18 protein-coding genes and 1 riboswitch are annotated in these 19,433 nt (G+C 36.2%); of the genes, 9 read left to right on the top strand and 9 right to left on the bottom strand.

All coding sequences use genetic code 11. The features are described from left to right. Window positions 1–180: 180 nt before the first annotated feature. Window positions 181–2,091: a PrkA family serine protein kinase gene (locus C1N55_RS17425; RefSeq protein WP_370452543.1), complete on the bottom strand. Its 1,911-nt coding sequence runs from the start codon at window positions 2,089–2,091 to the stop codon at window positions 181–183. A gap of 350 nt (window positions 2,092–2,441) precedes the next feature. On the opposite strand from C1N55_RS17425, the gene C1N55_RS17430 reads away from it, so the two are divergent. From C1N55_RS17430 to C1N55_RS17445, 4 genes are all read left to right on the top strand, one after another. Next, window positions 2,442–2,666 carry a spore coat associated protein CotJA gene (locus C1N55_RS17430; RefSeq protein ID WP_137729979.1) on the top strand — a complete coding sequence of 75 codons (225 nt, stop codon included), beginning with the start codon at window positions 2,442–2,444 and terminating at the stop codon, window positions 2,664–2,666. After that, on the top strand, window positions 2,659–2,922 hold the full coding sequence (locus C1N55_RS17435) for a spore coat protein CotJB (protein ID WP_137729980.1): 264 nt from the start codon (window positions 2,659–2,661) through the stop codon (window positions 2,920–2,922). The genes C1N55_RS17430 and C1N55_RS17435 overlap by 8 nt, the downstream gene beginning before the upstream one ends. Before the next feature lie 561 nt (window positions 2,923–3,483). Next, window positions 3,484–4,053 carry a manganese catalase family protein gene (locus C1N55_RS17440; protein ID WP_137729981.1) on the top strand — a complete coding sequence of 190 codons (570 nt, stop codon included), beginning with the start codon at window positions 3,484–3,486 and terminating at the stop codon, window positions 4,051–4,053. Between the two features lie 106 nt (window positions 4,054–4,159). After that, window positions 4,160–5,107: a DMT family transporter gene (locus tag C1N55_RS17445; RefSeq protein ID WP_370452544.1), complete on the top strand. Its 948-nt coding sequence runs from the start codon at window positions 4,160–4,162 to the stop codon at window positions 5,105–5,107. A gap of 124 nt (window positions 5,108–5,231) precedes the next feature. Here the strand turns inward: C1N55_RS17445 and C1N55_RS17450 are convergent, their stop codons facing one another. Continuing rightward, window positions 5,232–7,592: a polyprenyl synthetase family protein gene (locus C1N55_RS17450; RefSeq protein WP_137729982.1), complete on the bottom strand. Its 2,361-nt coding sequence runs from the start codon at window positions 7,590–7,592 to the stop codon at window positions 5,232–5,234. A gap of 224 nt (window positions 7,593–7,816) precedes the next feature. Between C1N55_RS17450 and C1N55_RS17455 the strand changes: the two genes are divergently transcribed. Beyond that, window positions 7,817–7,990 carry a DUF1540 domain-containing protein gene (locus tag C1N55_RS17455; RefSeq protein ID WP_137729983.1) on the top strand — a complete coding sequence of 58 codons (174 nt, stop codon included), beginning with the start codon at window positions 7,817–7,819 and terminating at the stop codon, window positions 7,988–7,990. A 157-nt stretch (window positions 7,991–8,147) separates the two neighbouring features. Here C1N55_RS17455 and C1N55_RS17460 read toward each other — a convergent pair whose 3' ends face one another. Then, window positions 8,148–8,918 (bottom strand): DUF4097 family beta strand repeat-containing protein, encoded by a 771-nt coding sequence (locus C1N55_RS17460; protein ID WP_137729984.1) that lies wholly within the window; start codon window positions 8,916–8,918, stop codon window positions 8,148–8,150. Between the two features lie 201 nt (window positions 8,919–9,119). On the opposite strand from C1N55_RS17460, the gene C1N55_RS17465 reads away from it, so the two are divergent. Beyond that, a complete protein-coding gene (locus tag C1N55_RS17465; protein ID WP_137729985.1) occupies window positions 9,120–9,776 on the top strand; it encodes a hypothetical protein in 657 nt (218 codons plus the stop codon). Between the two features lie 190 nt (window positions 9,777–9,966). On the opposite strand, the gene C1N55_RS17470 is transcribed toward C1N55_RS17465, so the two are convergent. The 3 genes from C1N55_RS17470 to C1N55_RS17480 all read right to left on the bottom strand — a co-directional run bounded on the left by C1N55_RS17470 (window position 9,967) and on the right by C1N55_RS17480 (window position 12,651). Further along, entirely contained in the window at window positions 9,967–11,025 is a 1,059-nt protein-coding gene (locus C1N55_RS17470) for an LLM class flavin-dependent oxidoreductase (RefSeq protein ID WP_137729986.1), read from the bottom strand. A gap of 156 nt (window positions 11,026–11,181) precedes the next feature. Then, complete coding sequence (locus tag C1N55_RS21060) at window positions 11,182–11,310, bottom strand: hypothetical protein (protein WP_205758485.1); 129 nt, start codon at window positions 11,308–11,310, stop codon at window positions 11,182–11,184. 165 nt (window positions 11,311–11,475) lie between these two features. Then, complete coding sequence (locus C1N55_RS17480) at window positions 11,476–12,651, bottom strand: DHH family phosphoesterase (protein WP_137729988.1); 1,176 nt, start codon at window positions 12,649–12,651, stop codon at window positions 11,476–11,478. Between the two features lie 144 nt (window positions 12,652–12,795). Here C1N55_RS17480 and C1N55_RS17485 point away from each other — a divergent pair, with 144 nt between their 5' ends. Together C1N55_RS17485 and C1N55_RS17490 are read left to right on the top strand one after the other, a co-directional pair. After that, a complete protein-coding gene (locus C1N55_RS17485) occupies window positions 12,796–13,077 on the top strand; it encodes a hypothetical protein (RefSeq protein WP_137729989.1) in 282 nt (93 codons plus the stop codon). Window positions 13,078–13,214: 137 nt separating this feature from the next. Beyond that, on the top strand, window positions 13,215–13,553 hold the full coding sequence (locus tag C1N55_RS17490) for a hypothetical protein (RefSeq protein ID WP_137729990.1): 339 nt from the start codon (window positions 13,215–13,217) through the stop codon (window positions 13,551–13,553). A gap of 49 nt (window positions 13,554–13,602) precedes the next feature. Here C1N55_RS17490 and C1N55_RS17495 read toward each other — a convergent pair whose 3' ends face one another. Beyond that, window positions 13,603–15,945, bottom strand: coding sequence for a bifunctional 2',3'-cyclic-nucleotide 2'-phosphodiesterase/3'-nucleotidase (locus C1N55_RS17495; protein ID WP_137729991.1), 2,343 nt, complete (start codon window positions 15,943–15,945; stop codon window positions 13,603–13,605). A 211-nt stretch (window positions 15,946–16,156) separates the two neighbouring features. After that, a complete protein-coding gene (locus C1N55_RS17500) occupies window positions 16,157–16,363 on the bottom strand; it encodes an alpha/beta-type small acid-soluble spore protein (protein ID WP_137729992.1) in 207 nt (68 codons plus the stop codon). A 347-nt stretch (window positions 16,364–16,710) separates the two neighbouring features. Then, window positions 16,711–16,891, top strand: a riboswitch (Lysine riboswitch). Window positions 16,892–17,087: 196 nt separating this feature from the next. Here C1N55_RS17500 and dapA point away from each other — a divergent pair. Then, on the top strand, window positions 17,088–17,972 hold the full coding sequence (dapA, locus tag C1N55_RS17505; RefSeq protein WP_137729993.1) for a 4-hydroxy-tetrahydrodipicolinate synthase: 885 nt from the start codon (window positions 17,088–17,090) through the stop codon (window positions 17,970–17,972). 183 nt (window positions 17,973–18,155) lie between these two features. Here the strand turns inward: dapA and C1N55_RS17510 are convergent, their stop codons facing one another. Further along, a complete protein-coding gene (locus C1N55_RS17510; protein WP_168193892.1) occupies window positions 18,156–19,349 on the bottom strand; it encodes an aminotransferase-like domain-containing protein in 1,194 nt (397 codons plus the stop codon). Window positions 19,350–19,433 lie beyond the last annotated feature (84 nt).

A 19,433-nucleotide genomic window follows, 5' to 3' on the forward strand; every position in this document is an offset into this window, starting at 1 on the left:
TTTTCTTATGATATGCGAATTTTCTGACAAATTGCACTGCTTTATCCACTAAATTACCCTTGATAAAAAATATTCCAATTACTCAATATTTATCCTTAGTCTTCTTATACGCCCGTCGAGATAAAAAAATGAGTGTCCTAAATTTTATGGACACTCCTTTCAATATATTCCTTCTATTAACTATCTATTTAATAAACTTCCTACATATCTTAATAATTCGTTGGCTGAGTTGGAGTCGTACCCATGCTCATCAATCAATCTTGCTACAACCTCATTAATCTTTTTAAGCTGCGATTCATCAGGAGTTTTTGAGGAAGTTGTAATTTTCACCACATCTTTTAAATCCGCAAACAGTTTTTTCTGAATGGCTTCTCGAAGTCTTTCATGAGAATTATAGTCAAATCGTTTTCCTTTACGCGCAAATGCAGATAATCTAATTAGAATCTCTTCACGGAATGCCCGTTTCGCATTTTCCGAAATACCAATTTGCTCTTCAATCGAACGCATCAGTTTTTCATCTGGATTCATTTCTTCTCCTGTAATTGGATCACGGAGCTTGTTTTTATTACAGAAGGCTTCTACATTATCAAGATAGTTATTCATTAAATGTTTTGCTGACTCTTCATAAGAGTAAACAAACGCCTTTTGCACTTCATTCTTCGCAATTTCATCGTATTCTTTTCTTGCAATCGCGATGTAATTCATATATTTTTCACGATCTTCTGCTGAAATGGACGCGTGCTGATCAAGTCCATCCTTTAATGATCGTAAAACATCCAATGCATTGATCGAAGGCACTTCTTTACGAATGATCGCAGAAGAAATTCGATTGATAATATAACGAGGGTCAATTCCATTCATACCTTCGTTTGGATATTCTTTTTTCAATTCCTCAACGTCTACTGAATTAAAGCCTTCAACACTTTCGCCATCATACAGTCGCATTTTCTTAACCAGGTCAATGCCTTGTTTTTTGGGTATTTCTAATCTTGTTAAAACAGAGAAAATCGCAGCAGCTCGAAGTGCATGCGGCGCAATATGAACATGTGCCATATCACTTTCACTAATCATTTTCGCATAAATACGCTCTTCCTCACTTACTTTTAGATTGTAAGGAATCGGCATAACGATAATACGTGAATGTAACGCTTCATTCTTTTTGTTCGAAATGAATGTACGATACTCGGTTTCGTTGGTATGGGCAACGATGAGCTCGTCTGCACTAATGAGTGCAAAACGGCCAGCTTTGAAGTTTCCTTCTTGGGTTAATGATAAAAGATGCCATAAAAACTTCTCATCTAGCTTTAGCATTTCCTGGAACTCCATCATTCCTCGGTTTGCTTTATTTAGCTCTCCGTCAAAGCGATACGCTCTAGGATCAGATTCTGAACCAAACTCAGCAATTGTCGAGAAATCGATACTGCCAGTTAAATCTGCAATATCCTGGGACTTTGGATCTGAAGGTGTAAATGTACCAATACCCACACGTCTATCTTCAGAGAAAAAGATTCGCTCAATCAGCACCTCTTCAATTTGACCGCCATACTCTTGTTCAAGCCGCATTGTATTTAATGGAGATAAGCTTCCCTCAATTCGAATTCCGAATTCTTTATAGAAGTCTTCTCTTAGATGCTGGGGAATTAAATGAAGGGGGTCCTCATGCATTGGACAGCCCTTAATAGCGTAAACTGCACCTTCGTCTGTCCGTGAATACTGCTCTAATCCCCGCTTAAGCAGTGTAACAATTGTTGATTTACCACCACTTACAGGTCCCATTAACAATAGAATTCTCTTGCGTACGTCTAATCGTCTAGCTGCTGGGTGGAAATATTCCTCCACTAGTCTTTCTAATGCTGTTTCAAGGCCGAAAATTTCCTTTCCAAAGAACTGGTACATTTTCTTGCCATCTCTCTCTTTTACGCCAGAGCTTTTAATCATATTGTAGACACGTGAATGAGCTGTTTGAGCAACTTCTGGTCTTTCCTTAAGAATACTTAAATATTCTGCAAATGTACCTTCCCATTTCAGGCGATCCTCTTCTTCTTTAAAACGTCTAACCCTGTTTAAAATATCGATGACTACTACCTCCATTCAGGGTGGGTTTTTATCAATGTATGAAGCGAGCGTCTTAATGATACCGAATACTTTTTAATATAATTTTATTCGTTTTTAAATATTAAATAAGAAACATCTTTCGTAGCTTCAGAGTACAAGCACTTCACCTCACAAAAAATGTAGAAGTGCCCAATAATAAAATTCAATTTACTCAGCTAAATTAAATGAATTTAAGAATATATCGTTCCTATAGGTCATATACATGGGTTGTTAGAAAGCTAGGCTTATCGTTAAGTAACCATAGAGGACAATAAGTCTTAGTTGCACCTATGTAGATAAGAAAGGGATATCCCTTTTCCTTATCTGTCAAACGAAAGGAGGATCTTATGTTTTCTCAGTATAAGTATTGGAAACCATTTGTCGGTCCGTTTGATCCATGCAAACCAATACGAGTTAAAAGTTACAGCACCCCTCCACAACTGTATATTAATTTTCAGCCAGCAGGACTTCCACAATTCACTCCTCGAGAAGCACTAATGTCCGGAACACTTTGGCCTCAACTATATAGCCCGTATCCAGATCCGCAAAAAGGAGGGAAACCTCATGGCTAAGCAAATGCCACCAGAGTATTATCAATGTCTCGAAGAAATTCAAGCCTTGGACTTCGTGTTGGTGGAGTTAAACCTTTATTTAGATACTCACCCTCATGATTTTGATGCCATCCAACAGTTCAATGAAACTGCCCAAATGAGCATGCAGTTAAAAGTAGAATTTGAAAAGAAATTCCACCCATTAATGAACTTTGGAAGAAGCTACTCCAATTACCCATGGAATATCGACGACTCACCATGGCCATGGCAAGTCTAGAAAAGTGGAGTGGGCTCGCCCAGCTCCGACAACAACTGCAGGGGCTGGCTACAAGGACGCTTTTTGTCCTTGAAGACAGCACCGAAGTTGTCGAGGAGCTAGCCCGTGAAACTAGATATAAAGAAAAGTGGAGTGGGCTCGTTCAGCCGTGAAAGAAACTGGAGGAGGTGGCTGGAAGGACGCTCTTTGTCCTTGCAGACAGCACCGAAGTTTCCGAACGGCTAGCCCACGCAACTAGACAATAAGAAAAGTGGAGTGGGCTCATTCAGCCGTGAAAGAAACTGGAGGGGGTGGCTGGAAGGACGCTCTTTGTCCTTGCAGACAGCACCGAAGTTTCCGAACGGCTAGCCCACGCAACTAGACAATAAGAAAAGTGGAGTGGGCTCGTTCAGCCGTGAAAGAAACTGGAGGAGGTGGCTGGAAGGACGCTCTTTGTCCTTGCAGACAGCGCCGAAGTTTCCGAACGGCTAGCCCACGTAACTAGACAACACGAATTGCAGAGAACACTTGCCCATCTAGCTTCAACTAATAACTTGAGGATCGTGAGGGGAGGAAGCAAGAATGTTTTATTACGAAAAGAAACTCCAATATCCTGTTAGAGTTAGTACATGCAACCCGATGCTTGCGAAGTTTTTGATTGAACAATATGGTGGTGCAGATGGAGAATTAGCTGCTGCTCTGCGGTATATGAACCAGCGCTATACAATTCCAGATAAGGTTATTGGCTTACTTAATGATATTTCGATGGAAGAATTCTCCCATCTGGAAATGATTGCTACAATGATTTATAAACTTACTAAAGACGCCACACCGGAACAAATGGTGGCTGCCGGACTTGGTGATCACTATGTAAATCATGATAGAGCACTATTCTATCAGAATGCTTCAGGTGTTCCATGGACGGCTTCATACATCCAAGCAAAAGGTGATCCAATTGCAGATCTTTATGAAGATATTGCTGCCGAAGAAAAAGCCCGCGCTACTTATCAATGGATTATCGATGTTTCTGATGACCCAGATTTAAATGATGGTTTAAAATTCTTACGAGAAAGAGAAATTGTCCATTCCATGCGTTTTAGAGAAGCCGTTGAAATCTTAAAAGACGAACAAGGCCAAAAGAAATTCTTCTAATTCCATACCCCATCTTGCAAAATGCAAGATGGGATTATTTTTGGAAATGAACGCCTATAAATTTGTACTTGCTAATCTATCTATTATCATGAGAAGATAGTTTCTATTGATTCCAATAGAAAGATTGGTGAACACGTTGAATACAAAAGCTTTATTATTAGGGCTACTTACTGTTCTGATCTGGGGTTCAACCTTTGCAGCCAATAGCTATAGTCTGCAAGGTGGCTTTTCGGCAGGACACTTACTACTATTTCGATTTATAGTTGCTTCTATTATTTTTGCTATTATCGCCCTTATTCCAAGTCTGAATTTCCGTTTACCTGAAAAACAAGATATTTGGAAAATTGTGCTTTTAGGTATTGTTGGGATTAATGGCTATCATATTTGTGCTACCTTTGGACAGCTAACAATTAGTGCGGGTACTGCCGGAATGTTAATTGGCTCAGGACCAATTTTCACAACGATATTTGCCATTTTAATTTTAAAAGAACGCCTTAGTAAAATTGGTTGGATTGGACTAGCCTTCGGATTTGCTGGGATTTCTTTGATTGCTATAGGATCTGGGGATACAGCTTTTGGCATCGCTCCTGGTGTTTTCTTAACAATTTTAGCTGCCATCGCTACCTCGATTTTTTTCGTTTACCAAAAACCTTTATTTAAAAAATATTCGGCTATCGAGTTAACTGCTTATTTTACATGGGTAGGAACAATACCTTTTCTTATTTTCGCTCCTGGTTTGATTGAAGCCGTTCAAACCGTACCAGTTGAAGTCAATATCACAGCAATTTATATTGGCGTTTTCCCGACAGCTATAGCATACTTAACTTGGGCTTATGCATTATCTCAATCAAATGCAAGCTCTATCTCTACGGTTCTTTACTTAGAGCCAGTAATTGCTATAATTGTTGCCTGGATTTGGTTAAGCGAACTCCCTAAATCGATTTCGATTATAGGTGGGATTATCGCCATTTCAAGTGTTATCCTTGTAAACTTCTATGGTAAAAATCAGAATACCATTAAAAAAATACAACTCGACCCAAAGAAGTCAAGTTGAAGAGCGCATTTTTGCAGGGATTCCTATAAACTTTTATTTCCTTCCCGCATAACAAGCGTAATCAAGACACAAAAAGGCTTCCTTCAAAAACGGAAGCCTTTTTCAACCTTTACACCGGCGTTCTTTATCGATCACGATGTACAATATTATTTAAAAACAACTTCAAAAACGACACGTTTTTAGGAATCGATTCTAATGCTTCAATTGCAAAGCAATAGTGCTCCCATAATTCATTCTTTGCTCCATCTATTCCTAGAATTGTTACAAAAGTTGAGGTTTCATTTTCTAGATCCATTCCAGCTGATTTACCTAGATTTTCAAAATCCCCTTCCCTATCTAATAAATCATCCTTTATTTGAAAAGCAATCCCTGCATGACGAGAAAATTTCTTTAGAGCTTCCATTTCCCTTTCAGTTGCTTTCCCTAAAATGGCAGGCATCAGAAGGGCTGCTTCAAAGCCCAAAGCTGTTTTGTAAAAGCACATCGTTTCAAGCTCTGATTTCGTAAGCTTTTTCCTCTTCGATTCCAAATCCAGTACTTGCCCTTTACATATGTCTGCTGTAACTTGAGCCGAGTAACGAACTAATTCAAGAACCGTTTTTGAATCAAATTTATCAAGAAAAGTCTGTTGTTCTATTGCTTTTTGCGTAAGGAACAGACCTGTTAGTTCCGCAATAGCTTCATTATATATTTCATGAACAGTTTGACGTCCACGTCTATACGAAGCATTATCCTGTGAAGGTAAGTCATCAAAAACTAAAGAAGCTGTATGCATGTACTCCAACGACTTAAACAAAGGAACAAGACCAGCCTCGTCTAAATCGTACATCTCTACCCCTACAAACCAGGCCATAATTGGTCTTAGCCGTTTTCCTTCACCTGTTAAACTATAATTTGCTGCTTCTAGAACAAGGTCCTGTTCAAACGCTGCCTCCAAATCTGGCGAAATTAAAAGAGCTTGGTTTACTCTTTCCTTTACATTTTGTATTTTTTCTCTGAACGCTTCTTTTTCTTCTTGTTGTTGTTTTAAATGGTCAATCATATGATCACGTAATAACTTATCAAAAAAGTCTACATCATCGCCTTTTTCCACCATTTTTTGTAATACGGCATTAAAACCCGGGAAACCCGAAGCAAAACGCTTCATGACCTCTTCATACTTCTCCTTGCCATGCTTTTCCTTAAATCGTTTTAATCCATTAATCGCTCTATTTAATATCACTTCGAGAGTTTGGCTATGTGAATGATAGACGTTATGAATCAAGTTTGAAATTACCGCCCAATACATTTCAAATGGATTTATCAGATCTTTTCGATGATGCTGATGCTGAATGTAATACGTATACGGCGTAACCGCACCCACTTTCAAATCATCAAACATATCCGCAAAGTCATCTGCTAATTGATTGTAGATCCCATATAAAAATGTTCGCTGTTCAAATCCATTGTCCGTATCTTGTATGACAGAACGAGCAACCAACCTAGAAGATGAAGACTTTAAAATAATCGGAACATAAAGCTCCTCGTTAGTATAGGTTTCATTGGATAGTTCCTTTTGTCTATCGATTTCTTGTGAATGAAAGAAAACATAAGCTTGCTCGAAAAACTTATTTGAGGATTGTTGTGTTTGAATATATTCAAATGCTTCTTTTAACTCTGCATGAATGAAATGTAGAAATTGTAGGGTCTCCTCTTTCCATTCACTCCCTAAAGGTGGAACCTTTCCAGTTAAAAGAGCTGTACGAATAAGCTGAGAAAACTGTTCCTTCTCTTTTTGTGTCAATAGATTGGAATCCAGAAGGTCATCAATAAAGGGATAAGTTAAACCATAACAGTATCCTAGTCGAATTGCTTTATCGAGTTTCTTCCTTCTTTCACTTGCAGAAATCCCATCATCTAGCCCATCGATCGTATGCATCAGAACACCTGCAATAATTTTAATGAGCTTACGCTGGGCATTCGCCGCATCTAACGCTTTTGGTATATTAGTGGACACCGTATTTAACTTGTTTAAAAGCCAATCTACCGTTAAAAGAATTTGTTCTTTCTTCCCCTTTTGAATGATCCAGTCAACGCTAAACAATTCCTTTTTTTCATTCTTTGCCGAATCAATAAGATTTGATTTTAAATCCTGAACAACACGATTTATTTTTGACTGTGTTTCTAAATCTTCTAGTGACTTACCTAAATCACGCAAATAGATATAAGAAATACTTCGTTTTAGATAATCCTCTAACTTATTTGTATATTCGAGCCATCTAATATAATGAGTTGTTTCTTTGGAACTCGGCTTTTTTTGTTTCGATGAAAAAAATGAAAAAAAGGAAGGATGATGGATGTGATTTACTTTCCACTTTTGAAAATCCTCGATTAGATGAGGGATATAACTTTTTTTAGTCACCTGCTCATTCAGCAGTTGAAAATAGTCTCTTGCCAATTCTTCCACCTGTTGATAACTTTGACCAGCATTTATGACTTCTTTCATTTTTTCACCCTTGCCTTTTACTCATTTTTCGGTAGAAGTGGAGCACTTCTTACCCATACTTCAAACTTTCGTGGATATACTATATGTAGTTAAATACTATTCTTTTTACAACTTCTAAATACCATATGGTTAAATATCTGACAAAATAGTCTGATGAAATTCCAATATCATTGTTTCAAATTATGATAATTGGTAAATATTAGATTAAAAGGAGGTGTTTTTTTATGGCTACAGATGTTCTTTGTGAAGTGGATAGCTGTTCCTATTGGGCTACAGGCAATCGTTGTGATGCAACACGAATCTATGTTGTTACTAGTCGCAACACCGATGAAGCATCCAAAAGTGAAGAAACAGATTGCAAAACCTTTGAGAAAAAAGAAGATGATATTATTTCTTAATAGAAAAATAAGTAGAGGCTCAAACCATCCACTTGAGCCTCTTTATCATCGTTCTTTTCAAACATTCAATAATTTTTTTCTCCATATCATATGATGGCTATTTTCTTATTTCCATTTTACCCAATTGGTGTTCCCCCTGCATCAAATAAATGCCTGATTATTCGACTGTAATATTCCCATTATCGGATTTTAACTTAATTATAATATCGCCACTACCAATCACTTTCTCTGTAGTTGAAACTCCATAGATATCAATATTTCCATTATCGGTCTTCACATCAAATTGAACATTTTTAGATTTACCTTTTGTTTTCACAAGAATTTGACCATTATCTGTTTCCAAATCCATTGGCTCATCTAGACTGTCGGTTATAACTGTCACTTTACCGTTATTGGATTGGCCATAGATTGCCCCTACACTGTCTTCAATTACTACATCCCCATTGTCTGTATCTACATTCATCTCTTTACTTTCCACTTCTTTAATAATGATTTCCCCATTATCCGCATCTGCCACTAATTCGTTTAGCTGAAGCTGAGAAACAAGTATTGTTCCATTATCGGATTCAACTTTGATTTCACCATATTCATTTTTCGGTAAACCAACAGTTACTAGAGGTGATTTTGAAAAGAAATTAAAAGAAAACCATCTAATGCCTTTACGCTCAACGTCAATCTCCAACGTATTCCCCTTCACCTTTACATCTAACTTATAACGATTATTTTCATTATTATCTAATTCAATTAAGGCTTCGTCACCTTCTATAGGCATTAAACGAACTTCTGCATTGTCACTTTCTACTTCAACATTCGAGAAATCTTTGTCGATTGTAATATCTTCTTCTTTCCCATTTGTTAAAAGTTGAAAGACAATTACTGCTATAATAGCAACCAAAGCTACCCAGATAAAAATTTTCTTTTTTTCCACTCTAACACTTTCCTCTCCCTAATAGTCACTTTAATATCATGATACATGGTAATTAAATGCAACATAACGACCCTTTAATGTAATTTTCTCTAAGTCTCAAGACGTAGATTCTCTACACACTAAACGAATTAATCAATTATATTTTAAATAATTTTGAACATGCTAAAAGAAAATCTTGATTACTTTTAAGGAGAGTTGTTCATGAAACTCTTTCAAGTTAGAAAGGGACAGTTTGTTTATTTTGAAAACGAGTTACATAAAGTTTATGCAGTGAAACCGATGTACAAAAAATCAATCCATCTCATAAGGCTACGCGATTTAACTCAAGTGTTATCAAAAGCAGCAGAAATTGAGAAATACCAGCCAAAAGAACGGGATAGCTTTATTTTCAACAAAAAAGTTTATACATTGTCTAGAGAACGAAAGGCTGAGGTTGGTGATTATGTATTAATTACAAATCCTAATCCAGATATATTAGATTATTACACATTAAATGCTATCGAAATCGTATCGTCTGTAGAAAACAAAGGTGTCATCACTAACGATTCAAACGGAATTCGGCATAATGAGTACCTACTAATGGTACCAGGACGAAATGAAAATAGTAATGCCATTGAATATCGGGAGAGACCAACTAATGACGATCGTGATTTAACTGACGAAACAAGTATTTATAATGATTTACTCCCTATAATTGGCGACGTTTATAAGAAAAGCAACAAAGATTCCGAATTGGAAGTTATGGTTGTCGGCGTCAATGATACCACAGTCTTTCTAGGAAACGGCAGCCAAGTTCCCCAGGAGGAACTTATGGATACAGAAAAGTGGTTATTTCAGTATAATCTTGTGGAGAAATGATAGAGGTGGGATACTATTTCCATTTTCCCTATTGGAATACATTTTGAGCTGAAATTGTTCAAAGAACTGCTCATCCCATTAATGAAATGCATCATTTCTTACAGTAATTGTAAAATGCAGTTCGTCTGCTTTATGGTTCAAAATATATTAAACTGCTTGCGGGTTCTAGCCTGCAAGCAGTTTTTTCTATTTATTGTGGTTCGCCGGCAGCTTCCCAGCGTTTGATTTCTTCTCGAACGATTGGTGCAACTTCTTTTCCTAATAGTTCGATGGATTTCATTACATCTTCATGTGGCATTGAGCCGACTGGGCAGTGTAGCATGAAGCGGGTAATTCCAACCTTTTTACGAAGCATAATAATTTTCTCTGCAACAGTTTTTACATCTCCTGTATAAAGAGCTCCCTCTAAGCTACGCGCATAATCAAAGGATTCACGTGTATATTGTCCCCAACCGCGCTCTCTACCCAATACGTTCATAGCGTACTGTGTTGGTGGGAAGAATTTGTCGATTGCTTCATCAGCTGTCTCTGCTATAAATCCATGAGAATGGGATGCAACAGTTAGATTAGATGGGTCATGACCCGCTTCTTGTGCTGCTCTATAGTACAGCTTTACAAGAGAAGAAAATTGAAATGGGCTACCACCAATAATCGCTAATGCAAGTGGTAATCCAAGATAGCCTGCACGAGCTACAGATTGAGGTGTACCCCCACTAGCGATCCAAACAGGTAAAGTATCCTGGACAGGTCGAGGATACACTCCGCGATTTGGGATGTCTGCTCGGTGCTTGCCTTTCCAATTAACGATTTCATTTTTTGTTAATTGTAATAGCAACTCCAGCTTTTCTTCATAGAGCTCATCATAATCTTTTAGGTCATAGCCAAATAACGGGAAAGATTCGATAAATGATCCACGTCCGGCCATAATTTCTGCACGACCATTTGAAATAGCATCAACAGTTGAAAATTCTTGGAAGACTCTAACAGGATCATCAGAAGACAAGACTGTAACAGCACTCGTCAATCGAATGTTTTTTGTTCGTGCTGCAGCAGCAGCAAGTATTACTGCTGGAGCAGAGCTGGCATAGTCTTTACGATGATGCTCCCCTACTCCATAGACATCCAATCCTACTTTATCAGCTAACACTATTTCCTCAATAACTTCGCGAATACGTTGTGCATGACTTATCGTTTTACCTGTTTTTACGTCGGGTGTTGTCTCTACAAAGGTTGTTAGACCAATTTCCATGTTCTACTCTCCACTTCTTATTTCCTATAGATATTCAGTTTGCTATGGAAATACAATATTCTATAAATTTAATGATACATGAATATTGGAAGGTGTTTCAATTTTGCTGTTTATAGTTTGCAAAGAACGGGCGACTTCTACTTTATTGGTAAGTTGTTAAAAACTTCTTTTCAAATTCTTCAGTAGCACACGGTCTACCAAAATAAAAATGGAATGGCAATTTTGCGTTTTTAAGTAATTAAAGGAAGAGTAGCCTGTACCAAAATCGTCGATAAAGATTTTCACTCCCAAATCCTTTTATTCATGAAGTGTTTTAAAGACATTCTCTTCATTTTTCATATCCAACTTTCACTAACTCGAGATTTTTACCATATTCGGTTTAGATTTTCCAAATACAAAAGTCCTATATAAAAAGAAGGAGAAATTTTCTCCTTCATCTAGTTCGTAAGCTTATTTTTTCTTAACTTCTTGAATTAAATAGTCTACAAATAAGTCATCTTTGACTAGCCACGCTTCATATTTCCTTTTTATGAAATTTTCCGCATCCTCAAATTGGGAAAAGTTCTGATCAAGTACCTTTTTATTTTTTTCAATTATCCACAAATCTTTTTTAGGATAGATGAACAAAATATCATCTTTTCTATTTTTATAGAGTGATCCAAATGTAGAATTCTTTATGTTATAGCGGTTTCTTTTGGCATCCTCTTGTATTGGCTCAAGGTGAAATGTATCTAATACAAAATGTTTGTATGCTTCGTCAGTTAACATACTTCCAGATGCCTTCTGATGACCTCCGCCACCATAATGCCCCGCTACTTCAGATACATCTATATGATCATGAATTGTTCTGTAGGAGATTCTTTTTCCACCCATATTCAAAATGACAATATAATCTATATGAGCATATTCTTTCCCTAACTCATTCCCTAATTCAGAATGATAAGATTCTGCATAAACAACACCTGCATAGAAATCCCTAACTTTCTTTTGCACAATTTCCCTTTTCTTTCGACGAATATACCGTTCAATTTTATCTTCTTCCATGTTGAGCAATCTTTTTTCAAACTCATCAAAATCAAAATGATTGTTAGATGATAGACGCTCAATCATTGTTTCTTCAAAATCATCAATTGAGACTAGATAAAAGAGGGAATTTAATGAATGTGCTTTTTGATTTTCGTTCTTCTCCCATTCCCACGTATCATATTGCCTGACAAGCTCTACAAATTCAGATATGGAATCCTTTGCTTCTAAATAGTTCATTGCTAAGAGATACTCATAAAACAATGAAGTAGCTGATGTTAATTTCCCGGCGGTATCTTCAACTGCTACACAGCCCCATTTATAATCATCTAGATGCAAAGCTGATTTATGGTGATCAATCAACTGGAAATTACCATGCTCTTCGTAAAAATTATTTAATTTCGTTACATTTTCTTCATTTGGCGATAAGTCTGTAATAAATAAAAAAGTTTCAGCACCATCATTTTCTAAGAAAAATTCAATTTCACGATTTAATGAAGCAACCGAATTATATCGCACTTTTACATCTTGTCCAAAAGCCAGTTTGGCTAAAATACCGCAGCCAACTCCATCTAAATCATTGTGAGTCAATAGTTTGTACATATTCTTCACCTCAACTCGTAGTATGGTTTTTATTAAATAAATTCATGTCTATTCAAAATACTCATCTTAAAAACTTTTTAAAGTATATATTTCTATCTTTAGGTCAAAAATTATATTGATAAAATTCATTAAAGGGATGACACCATGAGTAAACATCAGTCAAGATTAAAGGAAAATAAAGTCACACAGATAATTCTGCTAGAAATAGTTTGTTTTTCTATTGTAGTTGCCATATTGGATTCTGTATCAATTCAACCTAGTGTAACGTCGATTTATTTTTATCTATTATTATTAATAGTAACTGCAACTATCTATAAACCTGTTCGTTTATTTTTAGTTCGAAGTGTTTCTTTCGTTTTCAAAGCACTATTTTTAAGCATCAAATCCCTATGCACAACAGCCATTTCATTTATTTCACATAAATAAATGATATTCCAATATGAAATACTGAAAAATCAATTAATTATTCTATTTAATACATTTTGATAGACCAATTGTCACTTCCCCTTTTTCCTTTTTTTCATACTATACAAGGAGAAACTAAGGAAAAGGAGGAGCATTGCGTGGCAAATAGAAGAACTCAAAATGGAAATAGAAATGGCAATCTAATGCCACCTCAGAATAGAATACAAAATATGGATAATTCAAATGTAATTAACGAAGAAGAGTTCATTGCTAAGCTGAGCGCCATGGGTGGAGTAATCTCGACAATTGGTGGGATCATGTCTACAGCAGCCTCCTTCCTAGCCTTGCAAAAATTTCAACGCGATATAATTATTGAAGAAGAACCAACAGGCAACGGTAACCGTAACGCACCAAAAGATGATCGCATAAGCGAGTTAGAAAAACAAATACAATATTTAATAAAAGAAATCGATGAATTAAAAGATCGGAAATCATAGCATAAAAAAACTCCACATAAGATTTCTCTAATGTGGCGTTTTAAAAGTATTATTTTATTGAATATTTTCCAAATCCGTCAGTACCATCACCTAGATATTTAATAGTGCTGCCTTCTGGAATTGAATTAACTGCCTTTTTCGATGATTCGAAAACAACATTTGCAGCTGCAGGAAGTGGCGCAAATTTCCAGTTATTATCTGCAGATGGGTCGATTGTTTCGTTTGCAATAATATAATCGATAATCGCTTGACGATTTTCATCTGGATATATTTCTACATGTGTTGCATTACGTACTCCCGGGAATGAACCATTTGCACGATAGTTGTTTGTTGCAACAATAAATTCTTGTTTTAAATCAATTGGTTTACCGTTATATTGTAAGTTTACAATACGAGAAGAACCTTCATTTACTAAGTTACCACTCGCATCGTATTTAGCAGGTTTTGTAACATCGATTTCATATGTTACACCATCAATAACATCGTAGTTATATGAACGGAAATCAGAATTGATTAATTGTTGTTCTTTAGTGCTCTTTGCATCAATTTGATTGAATTGACCTGCCGACATTTCTAGCCATTCTTTTACATCAGCTCCAGTTACCTTTAAAGTCGCTAATGTATTATCGTATAGATAAAGGTCAGCCACGTTCTTAATCGCTAATTCACCTGTTGGAACATACGTGTAGTACTCAGGGTCGCTACGTGTACCTGCTTTAAATGGTGCACCTGCAGAAAGTACTGGTAGATTTTCGAATGCCGTGCCTTTGATTTTATCTTTTACATAATTAGATTGTGCGTTAGTTACAATTTGAATAGATGGATCATCTAAAACTTGTGAGAAATAACTATGAATATCTGCACTCGTTTTCCCTACAGGTTGACGAACGTATTTAATTGTTCCTTCATGTGCTTCTTTTACCACATCAACAAGTCCTTGGTCTACATCAGATGCATCTTTCGCAATTGCGCGTACTTCACCAGTACCAGTTACTACTTCCCACTCTTCCCCTTTTTGTTCAAGAGTTAAGTCAATAACTCCTAAATGGCTGCCATATTTACCAGGCATAACGACCGGTACGCCGTTCATAGTACCATTTTCAACATCAACATTTGTTAAGGATGCGTCTACTGTACCAGGGAAAACTCCATGAGCATGCCCAGTAATAATTGCATCTACTCCATCAACTTTTGTTAGAAGATATGAAACATCTTCTTCACCATCAGTGTGTGTCGCATCCCCTAAACCAGAGTGAGATAGGACAACAATTACATCTGCTCCGTCTTTTTGCATCTGGGGAATAAGTTTTTCAACTGCTTCTACAGAATCATCAACAGTTACTTTACCTTCTAAGTGAGACTTGTCCCAATTCAAAATCTGCGGTGGAACAATTCCTGTTACCCCAACTTTAACTGTTGTGGCATTCCCTTTTGAATCTACAACTTCTTTTTCAATAATTACATATGGCTCATACATGTAGTTGCCATTTGAGGCATTACGAATGTTTGCATTTACATATGGGAAGTCAGCATCATCTTCCACTTCAGCAAAATAATCTAAACCATAGTTAAATTCATGGTTACCCAGTGTTGCCGCATCATAATCTAAATACTCCATTGCTGCAACAGAAGGATGATCTTCTCCATCCTCCAGTACATCTACAGCTTGTTTATACGAACCTAGTGGAGTACCTTGAATTGCATCACCATTATCAAATAATAATGTATTGCTATTTTCTTCACGTGCATTCTTAATTAATGTTGCTACTTTTACAAGCCCTAAGCTATTAGACTCTGTATCTTTATAGTAGTCATAATTCATAATGTTTGTATGAATATCCGATGTTCCTAAAATACGTAAAGATACCGTTGTTTTATATTCCTTTAAGAAGCGTTTTAAGATTAAATCCAAGTGAGTGTCAGCTAAAACATTTTTAAGCTTTAAAGTTTGGTCAGTATAGCCACTTAAAAAGCCCAATGAAATTGCTTTTGCCAACTCGTCAAGATTCTCTTTCTTGGCCGAATTGATATCTTTATATTTTTTTAGGATATCTTCTGAATAAGTTTTGTTATCTTCAATAACGTTCGCAAGGCCAACAACCGCCTCTTCACGTGTGATGTTGGCATTTGGCGCAAATCTTTTTGCTGTTTTACCATCGATGAGTTTTAGTTCAATTGCTTTTTCAACATAAGGTTTTAGTGATGCAGGGACATCATTAAATTTAACTGTCTTTCCTGAGCCTAACTCAACACCCATTGAATCAAGTACAGCTTTTACGTACTCTCCTCTTGTTACTTGATCAACTTTTGCAGCGTCTGCTTCATTAACATTTGCAAATCCAGTGACTGCAAGTGACAAAGCTAAAGCAGAGGCGGAAACTTTCTTCCACATTAAAAACTCATCTCCTATTAATAATATTCTAAATCAATAGAATTTTATCAAAAAACAAAATATAAATATAGCAATTTTTCTATTTTTTTGAAAAAAGATAACATTTTAGTAATATATGATATAATCTCCACAATGATTATGTACAATTTTAAAGGCTGACACAAAAAATGATTTTTTGTATCAGCCCTTAGTCACTAGTAGTTATTTAAAATTATTGACCTGAGCGTCCTTTTAATTGTGCTTCGGCCATTTGAACAAGGCGTTTCGTAATTTCGCCACCAACAGAACCATTGGCGCGTGCTGCATCTTCCGGTCCAAGGTTTACTCCAAACTCTTGTGCAATTTCATATTTCATTTGGTCCATTGCAGCTTGAGCACCTGGGAAGAGCAATTTATTTGAACTTCTTTCAGAAGCCATTTCTCTCACCTCCTTGTGAGTTTAGAATGGTCAAAGAGGTGGTTTTCATACGTTGTTATACATTCCTGTACAGTATCATTTTCCCTTATATTAAAATTTCTAAGCAAGTTAACATTTTTTACACTACAAAAACAATATTGTGTTAAGAAAGAAAAAGTTTTGTACATATCGTATACATATTTTGTTAATAATATTGTTTATTATTGATATTATCTATTGAATTTTTGGAATCGGGTAGTAGTATAGGCTAAAAATTCTAAAAAATTACACAAAAGTTGTTGCATTTAAATTTAGAAAAAGGTATTATTTTAGTTAATTAAATAATCACTTATTTCAAGAACTTTTGAAGTAAGGATAGAGGAGCAAAAACCATTAGTACACAGTAAGAGGATTATGAGATCCAAAGACGATTGTGGAAAGGGGAATTTGCCGAAGCTTTTGAGAAACTCATAATCTCATGAGCTGGTTCTGTTGTTGAACAAATGCAGAACTGTCATATAGGTTTCTATATGGAGGGCTATCTTACGCAAGGAAATGAATTTTATTTCTACGTAGCAACGATCCCTCGTTGTTGCTTTTTTGCGTTTACTTAACATAACGCCCTTCTCCCTCTATTTTCTTAGAGGCTATAGGTTATCGAGACGAAAACCTTAGCTGGTCCGAAAGGAGAAAAGAAGCTTTATCCTTCTTTTCTGCTAAAAAAATAAAAGGATGTGGAGAAGTAATGAATTTCGGAAAAATTTTAACTGCTATGGTGACACCATTTGATGCGTTTGGTGAAATCGATTGGAATGCTACTCATAACTTAATTAATTATTTAATCGCCAATGGAACTGATGGACTTGTGGTTTCCGGTACTACTGGAGAATCCCCAACTTTAAGTGAACAAGAAAAACTTGATTTATTTAGATTTACTGTAAAAGTTGTAGACGGTCGCGTTCCAGTAATCGCAGGTACAGGCACTTACAACACAAGAGATTCGATTATATTAACAAAACAAGCAGAAAATGCGGGTGTTGATGGGATCATGCTTGTAACGCCATATTATAACAAGCCTTCACAAGAAGGAATGTACCAGCATTTTAAAGCTATTGCAGAAAGCACTAATTTACCTATTATTCTTTATAATATCCCTGGTCGAAGTGTTGTAAATTTATCTGTTGAAACGGTAATTCGCCTCTCAGCTATTCACAATATCGTTGCGATTAAAGAAGCAAGTGGAAATCTCGATGCTATGGCTGAAATTATAGAAAAAACACCAGAACGCTTTTCATTATATAGTGGTGATGACGGCTTGACATTACCTACCTTATCAATCGGCGGAACTGGCGTTATTTCTGTTGCAGCACATATCATTGGTAAGGAAATGCAGGAGATGATTCGTAAATTCCAAAGCGGCAACTTAGCTGGTGCTGCAAAAGATCATCGTAAGCTGTTACCTATCATGAAAGCATTATTTGCAACACCAAATCCAACATCTGTAAAAGCGGCTTTAAATTCTAATGGAATTCCTGTTGGCGGTGTACGTCTACCAATGGTTCCATTAACTGCTGAAGAATTAGCTTCATTACAGGCAGTTTTGAATACTTTAGAAGAAGCAAGAATCTAATCAATTCATTTTGAACAGGATCATTCATGGTCCTGTTTTTCTTTTTGGTTATAATTACTTTGGATCTAGGGGTACCTTTCATTAAATTTGAGTATATAAAAAATCAGGTGGAATAATGATGTAATTATTCCACCTGTCTCTATAATTAGGATTACTAGTCCTTTAATTTAGATACATTTTTACTTATCTTTCCTCTAAATCGTTCTTAAATAATTCCCCTAGCTTTTTTATTCCTTCCTCAATTTTTTCAGGGGTGCTCGAGGAGAAATTTAAGCGTAAATGTTTGATACCATCCTCTGAATTTTTACAAAAATGGATTCCTGGAACAAAAGCAACTTTGTAATCTGTTGTTGCTCTTTCAAATAAAGCAAGTACATCTGGTTCTCCTGGGAGTTCGACCCAAATAAAAAGCCCCCCTTCCGGCTTCGTAAACTTTGTACCTTCAGGGAAATACTCTTCAATGCTAGTAATCATTGTATGTAATTTTCCAGCATAAAGCTCATTAATTTTTTTCAAATGGTCCGGCAATAATCCTTGTTCTAGAAATTCTGCACAAATGGCTTGTGTTAAATTAGCAGTATGAGTATCCGAACCTTGTTTTGCTACAGTTAACTTTTGAATAATTTCCTCTTCAGCTAATACTGTACCGACACGTAACCCAGGAGATATGATTTTGGCAAAACTATTTAATAATACAACATGCCCCGTTTTATCAAATGTTTTGATTGATGGTAAGGTATCTCCAGAATATCTTAAATCACAATAAGGATCATCTTCTAAAACGATCACATTGTACTCCGACGCCAACTCTGCAACTTTTTGACGACGATTCAATGGTAAAGTACGTCCAGTAGGGTTTTGGAACGTAGGAATTGTATAAATCATTTTGGGGTTATACTCTTTTATCTTCGCTTCTAAGTCTTCCATGATTAACCCATGCTCATCCATCGCCACAGGAACAGATTTTACAAAGTACTTATTGAACGTGGAGAACACCCCTAAAAATGTAGGGGATTCTACTAATACTACGTCTCCTGGTTCTAGAAAAGCATCTGCCAATAAGTGTATTCCTTGAGAAGCCCCAGTTGTCACAATCACGTTTTCAGTTGATCCTTTTATCCCTTTTGGATGTGCTATATGCTTTAAGTAAGCTTCTTTTAAAGGTTTCCATCCTTCTGTGATTCCATATTGAAGAATTTGGTGCCCTTTATCAGATAGCACTTTATCTGTAATTCTTTTAATTTCATCGATTGGGAAGGACTCATTTGCAGGACTCCCTCCACCAAATGAAATCATTTCAGGATCAGCCATCGCTTTAAAAATTTCACGCACAGCACTGGATGATACTTCCTCCATACGATTTGCGTATTTGTACATGTTATCTCTCCTTCTAAAATTATTTGATACTATTGCACTTGAAAAACAGTGCCCGAATCCTCTTCGCTTAATACTGCAATAATT

Origin of the sequence: Lysinibacillus sp. SGAir0095 (assembly GCF_005491425.1) — a bacterium.
GTDB lineage: Bacteria > Bacillota > Bacilli > Bacillales_A > Planococcaceae > Ureibacillus.

Bases quoted from the DNA above. Each gene is read 5' to 3' on its own strand.
- C1N55_RS17455 (WP_137729983.1), top strand. From the start codon at position 7,817: ATGGCTACAGATGTTCTTTGTGAAGTGGATAGCTGTTCCTATTGGGCT.
- C1N55_RS17465 (WP_137729985.1), top strand. From the start codon at position 9,120: ATGAAACTCTTTCAAGTTAGAAAGGGACAGTTTGTTTATTTTGAAAAC.
- C1N55_RS17495 (WP_137729991.1), bottom strand. From the start codon at position 15,945: ATGTGGAAGAAAGTTTCCGCCTCTGCTTTAGCTTTGTCACTTGCAGTC.
- C1N55_RS17500 (WP_137729992.1), bottom strand. From the start codon at position 16,363: ATGGCTTCTGAAAGAAGTTCAAATAAATTGCTCTTCCCAGGTGCTCAA.
- C1N55_RS17480 (WP_137729988.1), bottom strand. From the start codon at position 12,651: ATGTACAAACTATTGACTCACAATGATTTAGATGGAGTTGGCTGCGGT.
- dapA (WP_137729993.1), top strand. From the start codon at position 17,088: ATGAATTTCGGAAAAATTTTAACTGCTATGGTGACACCATTTGATGCG.
- C1N55_RS17450 (WP_137729982.1), bottom strand. From the start codon at position 7,592: ATGAAAGAAGTCATAAATGCTGGTCAAAGTTATCAACAGGTGGAAGAA.
- C1N55_RS17510 (WP_168193892.1), bottom strand. From the start codon at position 19,349: ATGTACAAATACGCAAATCGTATGGAGGAAGTATCATCCAGTGCTGTG.
- C1N55_RS17425 (WP_370452543.1), bottom strand. From the start codon at position 2,091: ATGGAGGTAGTAGTCATCGATATTTTAAACAGGGTTAGACGTTTTAAA.
- C1N55_RS17485 (WP_137729989.1), top strand. From the start codon at position 12,796: ATGAGTAAACATCAGTCAAGATTAAAGGAAAATAAAGTCACACAGATA.
- C1N55_RS17440 (WP_137729981.1), top strand. From the start codon at position 3,484: ATGTTTTATTACGAAAAGAAACTCCAATATCCTGTTAGAGTTAGTACA.
- C1N55_RS17470 (WP_137729986.1), bottom strand. From the start codon at position 11,025: ATGGAAATTGGTCTAACAACCTTTGTAGAGACAACACCCGACGTAAAA.
- C1N55_RS17435 (WP_137729980.1), top strand. From the start codon at position 2,659: ATGGCTAAGCAAATGCCACCAGAGTATTATCAATGTCTCGAAGAAATT.
- C1N55_RS17430 (WP_137729979.1), top strand. From the start codon at position 2,442: ATGTTTTCTCAGTATAAGTATTGGAAACCATTTGTCGGTCCGTTTGAT.